Raw genomic sequence first — 13,417 nt, forward strand, 5'->3', positions numbered from 1 at the left:
TCGCCGGGGGTCCGGCGTTACTTCGCCGCCATCAGGGCCAGGGTGGTGTCGAGCATGCGATTGGAGAAACCCCACTCGTTGTCGTACCAGCTGCAGACCTTCACGAGGTTGCCGGACACCTTGGTGAGCGTCGCATCGAAGGTGCTCGAATGCGCGTCATGGTTGAAGTCGACCGAAACCAGCGGGCCGTCGCTGTAGCCGAGCACGCCTTTCCAGCCCGGCATCGCGGCGGCTTCCTTCATGATGCCGTTGATCTCGTCGACCGTGGTCGGGCGTGCCGAGACGAACGACAGGTCGACGATGGACACGTTGATCGTCGGCACGCGCATGGCGAAGCCATCGAGCCTGCCGTTGAGTTCCGGCAGCACCAGGCCGACGGCGGCCGCGGCACCGGTCTTGGTCGGGATCATCGACTGCGTGGCCGAGCGCGCCCGGCGCAGGTCTTCGTGATAGACGTCGGTCAGGACCTGGTCGTTGGTATAGGCATGGATGGTGGTCATCAGCCCGTTCACGATGCCGATCCGGTCGTGCAGGACCTTGGCGACCGGTGCCAGGCAGTTGGTCGTGCAGGACGCGTTCGAGATGACCGTGTCGCTCGCCTTCAGCACCGAGTGATTGACGCCGTAGACCACGGTGGCGTCGACGTCCTTGCCGCCCGGGGCGGAGATGATCACCTTCTTCGCACCACCCTTGATGTGGGCCGAAGCCTTTTCCTTGGTGGTGAAGAAGCCGGTGCACTCGAGCACCACGTCGACGTTCAGCGCGCCCCACGGAATCTCCGCCGGGTTGCGGATCGCGAACACCTTGATCCGGTCGCCGTTGACCACGATGCAATCGCCGTCGACCTCGACCTTGCCCGGGAACTTGCCGTGGGCGGTGTCGTAGCGGGTCAGGTGGGCGTTGGTCTGCGCATCTCCGAGGTCGTTGATCGCCACGATCTGGATCTCGCTGGTGCGGTTCGATTCATACACCGCACGCAGGATGTTTCGGCCGATGCGGCCGTAGCCGTTGATTGCAACACGGATCGCCATGGAAACCTCCGGAAAGTCTTCTTGGCAGTCTGGGAGACTGGGATGTCAGCGGGGGCGGCGGCAAGACGCAACGCACGCCCTGGCGCGGGAATGGGGCGCGCCGGGCGCCCCTGCGAGCCGGCAAGTCTACCGCAACGACCGGGACGGCCCGCTGCGGGGCGCGAGCGATCTCAGCCCGCCGCGATCACCGACCGGGCGAGCCCGGCGACAGCCTCTGCCGTGAATCCGAAGTGCTTGAACAGCACTCCGGCCGGCGCAGATTCACCGAAGCGGTCCAGCCCGAGCACGGCACCGCGCCCATCGTCGGCGGCACCGACATACTTGCGCCAGAAGTCGGAGACGCCTGCCTCGATCGCCACACGCGGGATGTTGCGGGGAAGCACGGCTGTCCGCCATGCGGCGTCCTGGGCATCGAACACGGACGTGCAGGGCATCGACACCACGCGGGCGGCGATGCCTTCCGCCGCCAGCAGGGTACGCGCGGCGATGGCCAGCGCCACTTCGGACCCGGTGGCGATCAGCACGACCGCCGGCTTGCCGCCGTCCGCCTCGGCCAGCACATAGCCGCCGCGCGCGATGCCGGCCAGCTGGTCGGCGCTGCGCGGCTGCGGTGCGAGGCCCTGGCGGGACAGCGCGAACACTGTCGGACGCGTCGTGCAGGTGAGCGCAGACTTCCACGCCACCGCAGTCTCTGCGCCATCGCACGGACGCCACACATCGAGGTTGGGGATCAGGCGCAGCGACGAGACCTGCTCCACCGACTGGTGCGTCGGCCCGTCCTCGCCCAGCCCGATCGAGTCGTGGGTGAACACGAACACGTTGCGCAGGCCCATCAGCGCCGCCATCCGCAGCGCGTTGCGCGAGTAGTCGGAGAAGGTCAGGAAGGTCCCGGTCTCGGGAATGAACCCGCCGTGCAGCGCCAGGCCGTTGGTGATGGCCGCCATCGCGAATTCCCGGACGCCGAAGTTCACGATGTTGCCGCGCAAGGTGCCATGGTCGTCGGGCAGCACCACGCGGCTGCCGGACCAGTCGGTGAACACGCTGCCCATGAGGTCGGCCGAGCCGCCGATCAGCTCCGGCAGCGCCGGGGCGATCGCGTTCAAGGTGTTCTGCGAGGCCTTCCGGGTCGCGAAGGCGTCGGTCTTCGCCTGGGCCGCCGCGATCGCCGCGTCTGCCGCAGCCTGGAAGCCCGCCGGCAGGACACCAGCCGTCCGGCGCTCGTACTCCGCGGCGAGGTCAGGATGGGCGGCCGCATACGCCGCGAACCGGGCACGCCACGCGGCATTGGCCGCGCCGCCCTGGGCACGCGCGTCCCAGGCCGCACGCACATCCGCACCGATCTCGAACGGGCCGGACGTCCAGCCCAGCGCATCGCGGGTCGCCGCGACTTCCTTGTCGCCGAGCGCCGAGCCGTGGGTGTCGGCCGAGCCCTGCTTGGTCGGCGCGCCCTTGCCGATCACGGTGCGGCAGCAGATCAGTGTCGGGCGCGCGGTGTCGGCCTTCGCGGCAGCCACGGCGCGATCGATGGCTTCGCCGTCATGTCCGTCGACCGCCGGGATCACCTGCCAGCCGTAGGCTTCGAAGCGTTTCGGCGTGTCGTCGGTGAACCACCCGGTGACCTTGCCGTCGATCGAGATGCCGTTGTCGTCGTAGAAGGCGATCAGCTTGCCCAGCTTCAACGTGCCGGCGAGCGAACATGCCTCGTGCGAGATCCCTTCCATCAGGCAGCCGTCGCCGAGGAACACCCAGGTGTGGTGGTCGACGATCGCATGCCCCGGGCGGTTGAATTCGCCAGCGAGCAGGGCTTCGGCCAGTGCCATGCCGACTGCATTGGCGAGCCCCTGCCCGAGCGGCCCGGTCGTGGTCTCGACGCCGGCGGTGATGCCGTACTCCGGATGACCCGGCGTCTTCGAGTGCAGCTGCCGGAACGCGGCCAGTTCCGACATCGGCAGGTCGTAGCCGGTCAGGTGCAGCAGCGAATACAGCAGCATCGAACCGTGCCCGTTCGACAGCACGAAGCGGTCGCGGTCGGCCCAGCGCGGGTCGGCGGGGTCATGCTTCAGGTGATGCCGCCAGAGCGATTCGGCGATGTCCGCCATCCCCATCGGCATGCCGGGATGCCCGGAGTTGGCTTTTTGCACCGCGTCCATCGAAAGGACGCGGATCGCGTTGGCGAGTTCGGTGCGAGTGGGCATGTGCAGTGCGCGCCCGGGAGCGCGTTCGGGTCGGGGGTTCGGTGCCTGATCGGCAATCCGCGATTATCCCGCATCGGGCCTGTCGGCGTTCGCCGCGTGCTGCAACGGTCAGTCGTCGGCGCGCCGGGTACGGATGCCGAGCTGCTTGATCTTGCGGTACAGGTGGGTGCGTTCGAGGCCGACCTTGTCCGCGACGCGGCTCATGTTGCCGCCTTCGAGCGCGATATGGTGCTCGAGGTAGGACTTCTCGAAGGCATCGCGCGCCTCGCGCAGCGGCGCATCGAAGGTGAGCCCGGAGGCCGGATTCTGTGCCGCGGGCAGGCTGACGACCGGCAGCACGTCCTGCTGGACGACCAGGCGCGCGACGTCCTGGGCCGTCACTTCCGTGCCGAGCGAGGTCACCGCCAGCGAGCGCACGATCTGCTCCAGCTGGCGCAGGTTGCCCGGCCATTCATAGTTGCGCAGTGCATTCAGCGCGGCGGTGTCGAAGCTGCGCGGCGGGCTTTCCCTCGCTTCGACGATGCGGGTAAGCAGCAGCGTCGCCAGTTCGGGAACGTCTTCGCGATGGTCGCGCAACGGCGGCACCTGCAGGGTGACCGGCGCCGCCTCGAGCAAGCGCGGCTCGGCCAGGCCGGCTGCGACCTGATCGGCCAGGTCGCGCTCGGTGCCGATCACCACCCGCGCCCGGTGCCGATCGGAGCGGCCCATCACCAGCGCCAGGCCCTTCTGCTCGGCGCGGGACAGCTGGCCGAGCGACGGGATGTAGAGCACGCCTTCGTTTGCGCTGGCTGCGAGATCGAGCGGCGAATTGAGCAGCGGGCGCGCGTCCTCGACCTCGATCCAGGGCGTGTTCGGGATATGCAGGTACTGCGCGCACAGCTCGGCGCGGCAGCCCGATTCGGCCACCAGCACGACCGGGCCACGCGCGGCGCGAAGCTGCGCGAGGCGCTGCTTGAGCTCGGCCATCATCGGCGAGCGGCCGAGGCTGTCGAGCGAGAGCTCGGGCATCGGCGCTGCCTCGGATCGACGCAGGACGCGGCCGACGGTCGACAGCAGCTTCTGCAGCGCGATCGGCTTCTCGAGGAAATCGGAAGCACCCAGCTTGGTGGACTCGACCGCAGTATCGATGGTCGCGTGGCCGGACATCATCACCACCGGCATTGTCAGCTGGCCGCCGCGCGCCCATTCCTTCAGCAGCGTGATGCCGTCGGTGTCCGGCATCCAGATGTCGAGCAGCACCAGGTCGGGCCGGGCGCGGGCGCGCTCGCGCCGGGCCTGGTCGCCATTCTCGGCGAGGCGCACGTTGTAGCCCTCGTCACGCAGGATCTCCGAGAGCAGCTCGCGGATGCCGATCTCGTCGTCTACGACCAGGATGTCGCTCATTCGGTTCCGTCAACTGTACTGGCGTTCATGCTGGACCTCCTCGGGCCGCAGCCTGCCTGGCCCGTTCGGGCAGGACGGGCGTGGCCGGCCTAGGCTGCTGCACTCAACCCGCTCCGGTCGCTGCGTGCAGCGGCCACCGGCACGGTGAAACTGACGCGGGCACCGCCAGACTCTGCATTGCCCGCCTCGATCGAACCGCGATGTTCCTCGATGATCTTCTTGACGATCGCCAGCCCGAGGCCGGTTCCCTTCGGTTTGGTGGTGACGTAGGGCTCGAACACCCGCTCGAGCATCGACGGCGGGAATCCACAGCCATTGTCGACCACCGAAAGCCGTACGCATGCACGCTGCCCGGCACCGGCTGCTGCCAGCTCGGTCCGCACCACGATTCTAGGCGTCGCCACGTCGCCCAGCGCATCCTGTGCATTCTGCAACAGGTTGTGCAGCACCTGCCTGAGCTGCGTCGGGCTGCCAACCACCTTCGGCAGGCCGGTGGCGAGGTCGGTGTCGATGGCGATCGTACGCGCGCCCGCCTCGTAGAGGCCGAGCACTTCGCGCACGAGCTGGTTCAGGTCGATCTCGCTGGTCGCCATGTCGGGCTTGCTGCGCGCGTACTCGGAGAACGCGTCGACCATGCTCTTGAGCGCTGCGACCTGGTTGACGATCGTCTGAGTGGAACGCTCGAGCATCTGCGCGTCGGCCGTATCCAGCTTCGCCGACAGCTTGTGGTGCAGCCGTTCGGCCGACAGCTGGATGGGCGTCAGCGGGTTCTTGATCTCGTGCGCGAGCCGGCGGGCCACCTCGCCCCAGGCTGCATCGCGCTGCGCCTGCATCAGCCCGGTCACGTCGTCGAACACGACCACATGGCCGACATCGGCATCCTGCTCGCGGTCGACCCGGAGGTGAGAGCCGCGCAGCAGCAGCATGCGTCGCGCACCCTTCGCGCCGTACTCGACCTGAGCCTCCCAGACCGGCGAGGCGCCACCCGGCTCGCCGAGCTGGAAGCGCGACTGCAGCTCGTGCGCCAGCAGTGCGAGCGGCGAGGCGCCGTCCGCATCCCGGCTCAGCTGCGTACCGAGCAGGTCGCCCAGCTCGACGCCGAGGATCAGGCTGGCACTGCGGTTGGCCGCGCGCAGCCGGAACTGGGCATCGAACGACATCACGCCCGACGACAGGTTGCCGAGCACGCTCTCGAGGTAGGCCTTGGCGGTCTCGATCTCCGCCTGCGTGCGCTGGTTGGCGGCGCGTACCTCGTCGAGCTGCCGGGTCATCCGGTTGAAGGAACCGGTGAGCACGCCCAGTTCGTCGCTGCTCGCAACGGTCGCGCGCTGGCTGAAGTCGCCGCGCGCGACCGCTGCCGTGCCTTCGGCGAGGATCGACAGCGGCGAGGCGAGCTGCTCGGACAGGAAGATCGCCAGTGCGAACGCGCCCAGCAGGCCGAGCAGCAGGGTCAGCGTGAGCGTCAACCCGTACAGCTGCTTGAGCCCGATGCGCGACAACTGCAGCTGCTGGTAGTCCTGGTAACCGACCTGCACCGCCTCGGCCGCGGCCGCGAGTGCCGGCGGCACCGGCTGCAGCACCTGCAGCGCGCGAATGTCATCGGTCAGCGACAGCGTGTTGACCGGCACCACCACACGCAGGTAGAGCCCCTTGTCGGGCAGCGCCTCGATGGACGAATACGGCTGCTGCGCACGCACCTGCCGCATCACCGCACTGACCGGCAGCTCGGGCATCACGGCGATGCCGGTGCCGGCCACCGCCAGCGCCGTGCCACGCGGACTGAACAGCGCCGCCTCATCGACGCGGTACTGGTCGCGCAGGCGATTCAACGCGGCTGACTGCTGGGTCGGTGCCTGTTCGGACAGCGCCGCCGCCATGGATTGCGCCCGCGCGGAGAGATCGCGCAGCGAGCCGTCGAGCGTGGAGCGGCCGAGCGCCAGCGCACCATCGAGCGCCTTGTCGATCTTCACGTCGAACCAGGACTCGATGCCGCGCGCCATGAACTGCACGCTCACCGCATAGACCAGCGCGCCCGGCAGTACCGCCACCAGCGAGAAGAAGATCGCCAGCCGGAATGCGAGCTTGGACCCGAACACACCCGACTTGAGCTTGCGCCGCAGCCCGTAGAGCTGGAAGCCGATCAGCACCAGCAGCGCGACGACCAGCCCGGCGTTGATCGCGAGCAGCTGGCGGTAATGATTGGCGAACAGCTGCGTGTTCGCGGTCGCGGTCGACAGCAGGAACAGCAGCACCGCCGCAAACCCGACCAGCAGCACGAAGACGTACTTGAAGCGACGCGACGAGAACCATGAACGGCCCGGGGTCACGGATGCGCTCATGGCGTCACCGCGAACCGGTACCAGTCCGACGTGAGGGTCCATTCGCGCGTTGCGAAAGGACTCGCCTGGAACGGCCGCGGCAGTTGCGACAGGTCGAGGCGCATGCGCACTGCCGCAGCGTAGGTGTTGCCGCGCGCCAGCGCGGCGAGCGGGAGCACGGGCCGGCGCCGGACGCGCCCGAGCACGGCGAGCGCTTCCTCGAGCGTCGCGAAGTTCTGGAACAGCGTGCCGGCCGCCAGCCGGTACTGGCGGGTCAGTGTGTTGTAGCCGAGACGGTACGTCTGTGCGGAGACCCCTGCCCGCTGGTCGAACCAGTACCAGCGTCCACGGCTGACTTCGAGTTCGAGGACGAAGAACAGCGTGATGCCCTTGGACAGTGCCTCCTCGACGGGCGCCGACAGCGTGATCTGGAAATCGGTCGACAGCAGCCAGCCGTCATCGCTCGCCTCCAGCGAGGCATTGCGCGCGACGATCCCGTCCGCCCGCGCCACGGACGACGACAGCGCGAGCAGCAGCACGGCCGCCGTCGCGACCATGGCGACCAGCCACCGCAGAACTCCGCCGCGGCGCGGGTCAAGGCTTGCTGAGTAATGCGTAGTGGAACCCATCGTGGTCAGGATCAGGCAGCAGCCTCAGATCTCCGGTCGACGATCGATCGGCATCGCCGCGCGCCGCGGCGATATCCGATGCATCGCCCGCACCCCGGACGGCCGGGGTGTGCGCCTGTTGCACGCAGGATACCCGACGCGCGCCCGGCTGGTCGGCAAGGAAGGCCTCCAGCACGGCCTCGTTCTCGGCCGGGAACACCGAACACGTGCAATACAGCAGCGAGCCGCCGGGCGCGAGCACCGTCCACAGGGCGTCGAGCAACCGCCGCTGCTGCGCGGCCAGGCGAGGCAGGTCGGACGCGCGGCGCAGCCACTTGATGTCGGGATGGCGACGCACGACGCCGGATCCCGAGCAGGGCGCATCGAGCAGGATGCGCTGGAACGGCCTGCCGTCCCACCACGACGCGAGGTGGGCAGCGTCGGCGGCAGCCAGCGTGGCCATCTGGCCCAGCCGGCCGAGGTTGTCGGACACGCGACGCAGGCGCCCGGCATCGCTGTCGAGCGCGACCAGTTCGATGTCGGCGCCTTCGAGCAGGTGGGTCGACTTGCCGCCCGGCGCGGCGCAGGCGTCGAGCACCCGGTCGCCATCCCGGGGCGACAGCAGGAGGGCGGCCAGCTGGGCGCCGGCATCCTGGACGCTGAACCAGCCCTGGTCGAACCCCGGGAGCGATTCCACCGGTAGCGCCCGCGGCAGGCGCACGCAGGCGTCGAGGGGAATCCGCACCGGCTGCATCAGGGCCGCGGCACCATCCCGCAGCGACGGCGCCAGCGGAAAGGCCTCGATCGAGTCGATGCGCACCGCCTCGATGTCTCGCGCAGCGCACGCGGCGATGAATGCTTCCGTGTCGGTGCGCCGCCGGTTGACGCGCAGGGTGAAAGGCGGATGGCCGTTGCTGGCGGCCAGGACATCGCGCCAGTGCTGCGGATAATCCTTGCGTACCCGTTCGATCCACCACTGCGGGAACGAGTAACGCGCGCTGTCGTCGGCCACCGCAACCCGGTCGAGTTCGGCGCTGCGGCGCAGTGCATTGCGCAGCACTGCGTTGACCAGCCCGCGTGCGCGCGGGCTGCCGAGCGCGGCGCAGGCTTCCACCGCACCGTCGACGACGGCGTACGCGGCGGCGCGCGTGTGGCGCAGCTGATAGAGCGCGACCCACACCAGCGCCTGCAGCAGTGCGTCGGTGAGCGGGCGGTCGACCAGCGCCGAGGCGACCGCGCGCAGTTCGCCGAGGTGGCGCAGCGTGCCGTAGCACAGGTCCTGCAGCTGGCCACGTTCGCCGCCGGCCAGCGCGGGCGAGCGGTCGAGCGCCGCCATCAGTTCGCTCGACAGACTGCGGCCTGCGAGCACTGCCGCAACCGTGCGCGCCGCACGGACCTGTACAGCCTCCATCAGCGAGGACGTCCAGCTGTCTCGGCTGCCGCGGCCGCTGCAGGAGGCACCGGCGACACCGGCGACAGCACGGCAGACCCGGCACCGAGCAGGCTGGCCTCGTGCAGGCCAGCCGCATGCGCATACGCAGACGCGGCCTGGCGCCGGCCGCCCGCGCGCTGCACTTCGAGCACACGCAGGCAACCGGACCCACAGGCCACCGAGAAGCCCTCCGCATCGATCGCCAGCAGGCTGCCCGGCCGGGTGCCTTCCGGGAACGTCCGGTCTTCCGGAACCGCCCGCCAGATCTTCAGCAGCTGGCCACCCGACTCGCAGAACGCTCCGGGCACCGGGTCGAACGCCCGCACCAGGCGATCGATCGACGACGCAGGCTGCGAGAAGTCGATCGCGGCATCGCGCTTTTCGATCTTGTGTGCATAGGTGACACCGTTGTCGGACTGCGGCTCCGGCACGATGGAACCGCCTGCGGCGCCGAGCCTCTCGACGATCATCGCTGCGCCGAGGGCGGTCAGGCGCTCGAGCAGCATGCCCGCCGTCTCGCGCGCGCCGATCGGCAGTGCGCGGCGCGACCAGACCGGGCCGGTATCGAGGCCAGCGTCCATCTGCATGATGCTGATCCCTGTTTCCGCATCGCCTGCCAGCAGGGCACGCTGCACCGGTGCAGCGCCGCGCCAGCGCGGCAACAGCGATGCATGGATGTTCAGGCAACCGAGGCGGGGGATTGCCAGCACGGCCGGCGGCAGCAGCAGGCCGTACGCGGCAACGACCATCGCGTCCGGCGCAAGGCGGGCGAGATCGGCCTGGACGGCCGCATCGCGCAGCGTCGCCGGCTGCGCCACCGGCAGGCCACGTTGCAGCGCAAGCGCCTTGACCGCGCTGGCCGTGAGCTTCATGCCGCGACCGGACGGCCGGTCGGGCTGGGTCAGCACGCAGGCGATCTCATGGCCGCCATCGGCCAGCGCAGCCAGTGCGGCGGCTGCAAACGGGGGAGTACCTGCAAAGACCAGTCGCATCGGATCAGGGCCGGGTGGGACTTTCCGCAGCCGCCCGTTCAAGCACAGGCCGGATTGCGCCGCTACCGAGCGGGACTAGAGAACCTTGTGCTGCTGCTTGCGCAGCTTGCTCACGATACGATTGCGCTTCAACCGGGACAGATGATCGACGAAAACGATCCCATCCAGATGATCCATCTCGTGCTGGACGCAGACCGCCAGCAACCCTTCGGCCTTGAGACGGAACGACTGTCCGTCGAGGCCGAGTGCTTCGATCTCGACCTGGGCAGGCCGCTCGACTTCATCGAAGATGCCCGGTACCGACAGGCATCCTTCCTCACACTCCTGGGTGTCTGTGGACTGCCCGAGGATGCGCGGGTTGATCAGCGTAAGCAGCTGGTCGTGCGCCTCGGAGATATCGATCACGATCAGGCGCCGGTGTACGTCGACCTGCGTTGCGGCCAGCCCGATGCCCGGTGCCGCATACATGGTCTCGGCCATGTCGGCAGCAAGCCGACGCACCTCGTCGTCGATGCGCTCGATCGGAGCAGCGACTTTCTGGAGCCGGGGATCGGGGAAGTGGAGGATCGGGAGCAGGGCCATAATTGCTTGCTAATTTAATACATTAACCGCAGAATCTCACGCAACGTTTTAACTCCGGAGTGCATCCGGTCGCCCAACGGTGATCTGGCGCTCGGTCGGTGCCCCGGCCCGACTCCTGCCCAGCACACCGCATGCGGCGGCGGCTCGCGCGTTCGTCCGGAGGTCAGACTTCTTACACCACCGCGCCGCGGCGGGGGAGGCGACTGCCATGATGCGCCAGATAGACAAGCCGATGACATCCACCATTATATCGCTCGCGATTGCCGGCGCCTCTCTGGTATTTGCCAGCAGCGCGTCTGCACAGGCGACCGCGCCGGGCGAACCCCGGCAGCCGGCAGCCGCCGCGACAGCGACCATGGCGACCACCGCAACGCCGCTCGAGCTGCGCGAAGACGCACCGGACCGCCATGTCGTGGTCGCCGGCGACACGCTGTGGTCGATCGCCAGCCGCTTCCTGAAAGACCCGTGGCGCTGGGGCGAACTCTGGAACATGAACAAGGATCAGATCCGCAGCCCGCACCGGATCTTCCCCGGCGATATCGTGGTGATCAATCGCCGGGCCGAGCCGGGGCAACCGGCCGCCCGGCTGATCCAGGCGGAGCAGGTCACGAAGCTGTCGCCGGGTATTCGCGTCGAGGCGATCGGGCCGAGGGCGATCCCGGCCATTCCGTCGCAGAAGATCGAACCGTTCCTGGTGCGTCCGTTCATCGTGACGAACGAGCAGATCGCAGCCGCGGCGACCATCATCGAAACACAGGAAAACCGCGTGGTCATCGGCGCCGGCAACGTCGCCTACGTGAGGGGACTGGACGAAAAGCTGGGCCGCAGTTTCCAGGTCTTCCGTCCGGGCGAGATGCTGATCGATCCCGACACGAAGCAGCCGCTCGGGCGCGAGGCGTTCTACCTCGGCGAAGTCAAGGTTACCCGCTTCGGCGAAGTCTCCACCGTGGAGATCGTGCGCTCCACGCAGGAGATCGTGATCGGCGACCGGCTGGTACCGGTGCCGCCGTCCGGGTTCCCGGAGTACATCCCGCGTCCGCCGGCGCAGCCGGTCAACGGCCGCATCATCGGTGTCTACGGCCGCGCCAACGTGGTCGAGGTGGCGCAGTACGACATCGTGACGCTCAACCGCGGCAGGAATGACGGCCTCGAGGTGGGCAGCGTGCTGGCGATGTTCCGCAATCCGCTTGCCGAGCGCGCCAGCAACCGGCCGAACGTGCTCTGGGGCCGCGTCGGCCCGTCCGGCAGCGATGCCCCTCTGGAGAGCCAGCGCCAGCAGCGCGAAGATCTCGACATGAGCAACCTGCGCGGCGACATCATCTGGGGCCGGGTCGGCCCGACCGGGCAGGCTGCGCCCTTGGGTTCCAACAATGCGGGCAAGCCCCCGGCACAGAGCATGCGCACCGGCAAGGGTGTGCCCGAGGAACGTTATGGCGTGCTGATGGTGTTTCGCACGTTTGATCGCGTCAGCTACGCGATCATCATGGACACCTCTCGCCCGGTGAACGTCAGCGACGTCGTGCGCAACCCCTGATCCGGCCGTAGTGCGACCGGCTGTGCCGGTCGCCGGGTGGGCTCTCCGTACCGGCTTGCGCCGGTCCGGTCTTCCACTCAGGACAGAGGAGCACCACCGATGCCCGTCGGCAGCAACACGATCGGCTGGCTCGCGGCCGCCTTTGCACCCGGCATCACTGATCGGATCCGTCGTGTGCTGGCGGACGCCGGCGGGCCGGAACTCGACTGGCCGTCGCGCACCGCGATCGCCGCGGCCAGGCTGGCCGGCGCGCAGGGCGGTCGTGCACGCGGAGGCAACCCGCCCGATCTCGCCCGGGCGCTCCAGCTCGGGGGCGCAGACCCGCGGGTAGCGCTGGCGCTCGGCTGGCTGGCCGAACCGGGCCACCACCTGCTGTCGCTCGACGACCCCGCCTACCCGTGCCTGCTGCAGGAGATCGATGATCCGCCGGTCCTGTTGTATGTGGCCGGCCGACTCGACCTGCTGCAGCGGCCGGCCCTGGCAATGGTCGGCAGCCGCAATCCCTCGGCCCTCGGCGCCCAGACCGCCGAGGGCTTCGCGCGCGGCTTCTCCGAAGCCGGGCTGACGGTGGTCAGCGGCCTCGCCCTGGGCATCGACGCTGCGGCGCATCGCGGCGCGCTGGGCGGTGCCGGCTCGACCGTCGCCGTGGTCGGGACCGGCCTGGACATCGTCTACCCGGCCCGCAACCGCGATCTCGCCCATCGCATCGCCCTCGAAGGCGCGCTGGTATCGGAGTTCCCGCTCGGCATGACCGCTCGGGCAGACCATTTCCCGCGCCGCAACCGCATCCTGAGCGGGCTGGCACTGGGCTGCCTGGTCGTCGAAGCCAACCTGCGCAGCGGCTCGCTGATCACCGCCCGGCTCGCAACGGAACAGGGCAGGGAGGTGTTCGCCGTCCCCGGATCCATCCATTCCCCGATGGCGAGGGGTTGCCACCTGCTGATCCGCCAGGGTGCGAAGCTCACCGAAAGCACGGCCGACGTGATCGAGGAACTGGGCTGGGCGCGGGCGCCGGCGACCGTGCCCGACACGCACGAAGCCGCCCATCGCGCGGCTACCGACCGCGCCGGGGCAGGGGCAGGGGCAGGGTCACCGACAGGGTCAGGCCAGGTTCCACCACTCGATGCCGATCCACAGACTATGCTTGCGGTAGTCACCCACGATCCCGTTTCTGCAGATACGCTCTGTATGGTGCTCGGCTGGACGCCACAACGCGTCAACGCCGCACTGGTCGAACTCGAGCTCGCCGCGCGCATCGCACCAGCCGGGCACGGGCTTTTCCAGCGACTGGCGGATCCGGGCTTTGAATTCGCGAGGGGCGGCTGAAATCGACGCCGGTTTC

At 68.9% G+C, this 13,417-nt stretch carries 10 protein-coding genes; 2 read left to right on the forward strand and 8 right to left on the reverse strand.

Annotated features, from left to right (window positions below; genetic code table 11):
- Positions 1–17: 17 nt before the first annotated feature.
- From gap to ING98_14515, 8 genes are all read right to left on the reverse strand, one after another.
- Complete coding sequence (gap, locus tag ING98_14480) at positions 18–1,031, reverse strand: type I glyceraldehyde-3-phosphate dehydrogenase (protein MCA3103069.1); 1,014 nt, start codon at positions 1,029–1,031, stop codon at positions 18–20.
- A gap of 170 nt (positions 1,032–1,201) precedes the next feature.
- On the reverse strand, positions 1,202–3,226 hold the full coding sequence (gene tkt, locus ING98_14485; protein MCA3103070.1) for a transketolase: 2,025 nt from the start codon (positions 3,224–3,226) through the stop codon (positions 1,202–1,204).
- Positions 3,227–3,334: 108 nt separating this feature from the next.
- A complete protein-coding gene (locus ING98_14490) occupies positions 3,335–4,609 on the reverse strand; it encodes a sigma-54-dependent Fis family transcriptional regulator (protein MCA3103071.1) in 1,275 nt (424 codons plus the stop codon).
- Between the two features lie 89 nt (positions 4,610–4,698).
- Positions 4,699–6,948, reverse strand: a complete 2,250-nt coding sequence (locus tag ING98_14495) for a HAMP domain-containing protein (protein MCA3103072.1) — start codon at positions 6,946–6,948, stop codon at positions 4,699–4,701.
- Positions 6,945–7,484 (reverse strand): DUF4390 domain-containing protein, encoded by a 540-nt coding sequence (locus tag ING98_14500; GenBank protein ID MCA3103073.1) that lies wholly within the window; start codon positions 7,482–7,484, stop codon positions 6,945–6,947. Before ING98_14500 ends, ING98_14495 begins: the two co-directional genes overlap by 4 nt.
- Before the next feature lie 37 nt (positions 7,485–7,521).
- The gene (gene rsmB, locus ING98_14505; protein ID MCA3103074.1) at positions 7,522–8,946 is read right to left on the reverse strand and encodes a 16S rRNA (cytosine(967)-C(5))-methyltransferase RsmB; all 1,425 of its coding nucleotides are present in this window, start codon (positions 8,944–8,946) and stop codon (positions 7,522–7,524) included.
- Positions 8,946–9,959, reverse strand: a complete 1,014-nt coding sequence (locus tag ING98_14510; protein ID MCA3103075.1) for a methionyl-tRNA formyltransferase — start codon at positions 9,957–9,959, stop codon at positions 8,946–8,948. Before ING98_14510 ends, rsmB begins: the two co-directional genes overlap by 1 nt.
- Before the next feature lie 75 nt (positions 9,960–10,034).
- Positions 10,035–10,541: a peptide deformylase gene (locus tag ING98_14515; GenBank protein ID MCA3103076.1), complete on the reverse strand. Its 507-nt coding sequence runs from the start codon at positions 10,539–10,541 to the stop codon at positions 10,035–10,037.
- Positions 10,542–10,749: 208 nt separating this feature from the next.
- Here ING98_14515 and ING98_14520 point away from each other — a divergent pair, with 208 nt between their 5' ends.
- On the forward strand, positions 10,750–12,075 hold the full coding sequence (locus ING98_14520; protein ID MCA3103077.1) for a LysM peptidoglycan-binding domain-containing protein: 1,326 nt from the start codon (positions 10,750–10,752) through the stop codon (positions 12,073–12,075).
- Positions 12,076–12,174: 99 nt separating this feature from the next.
- The gene (gene dprA / locus ING98_14525) at positions 12,175–13,401 is read left to right on the forward strand and encodes a DNA-protecting protein DprA (protein MCA3103078.1); all 1,227 of its coding nucleotides are present in this window, start codon (positions 12,175–12,177) and stop codon (positions 13,399–13,401) included.
- Positions 13,402–13,417: the final 16 nt, after the last annotated feature.

The organism is Rhodocyclaceae bacterium (genome assembly GCA_020248265.1).
In the GTDB taxonomy this organism is placed as follows: domain Bacteria; phylum Pseudomonadota; class Gammaproteobacteria; order Burkholderiales; family CAIKXV01; genus CAIKXV01.

Excerpts from the sequence above, each read along its gene's own strand:
- gap (MCA3103069.1), bottom strand. The coding sequence starts at position 1,031 with ATGGCGATCCGTGTTGCAATCAACGGCTACGGCCGCATCGGCCGAAAC.
- ING98_14490 (MCA3103071.1), bottom strand. The coding sequence starts at position 4,609 with ATGAGCGACATCCTGGTCGTAGACGACGAGATCGGCATCCGCGAGCTG.
- ING98_14510 (MCA3103075.1), bottom strand. The coding sequence starts at position 9,959 with ATGCGACTGGTCTTTGCAGGTACTCCCCCGTTTGCAGCCGCCGCACTG.
- ING98_14515 (MCA3103076.1), bottom strand. The coding sequence starts at position 10,541 with ATGGCCCTGCTCCCGATCCTCCACTTCCCCGATCCCCGGCTCCAGAAA.
- ING98_14520 (MCA3103077.1), top strand. The coding sequence starts at position 10,750 with ATGATGCGCCAGATAGACAAGCCGATGACATCCACCATTATATCGCTC.
- tkt (MCA3103070.1), bottom strand. The coding sequence starts at position 3,226 with ATGCCCACTCGCACCGAACTCGCCAACGCGATCCGCGTCCTTTCGATG.
- rsmB (MCA3103074.1), bottom strand. The coding sequence starts at position 8,946 with ATGGAGGCTGTACAGGTCCGTGCGGCGCGCACGGTTGCGGCAGTGCTC.
- ING98_14500 (MCA3103073.1), bottom strand. The coding sequence starts at position 7,484 with ATGGTCGCGACGGCGGCCGTGCTGCTGCTCGCGCTGTCGTCGTCCGTG.
- ING98_14495 (MCA3103072.1), bottom strand. The coding sequence starts at position 6,948 with ATGAGCGCATCCGTGACCCCGGGCCGTTCATGGTTCTCGTCGCGTCGC.
- dprA (MCA3103078.1), top strand. The coding sequence starts at position 12,175 with ATGCCCGTCGGCAGCAACACGATCGGCTGGCTCGCGGCCGCCTTTGCA.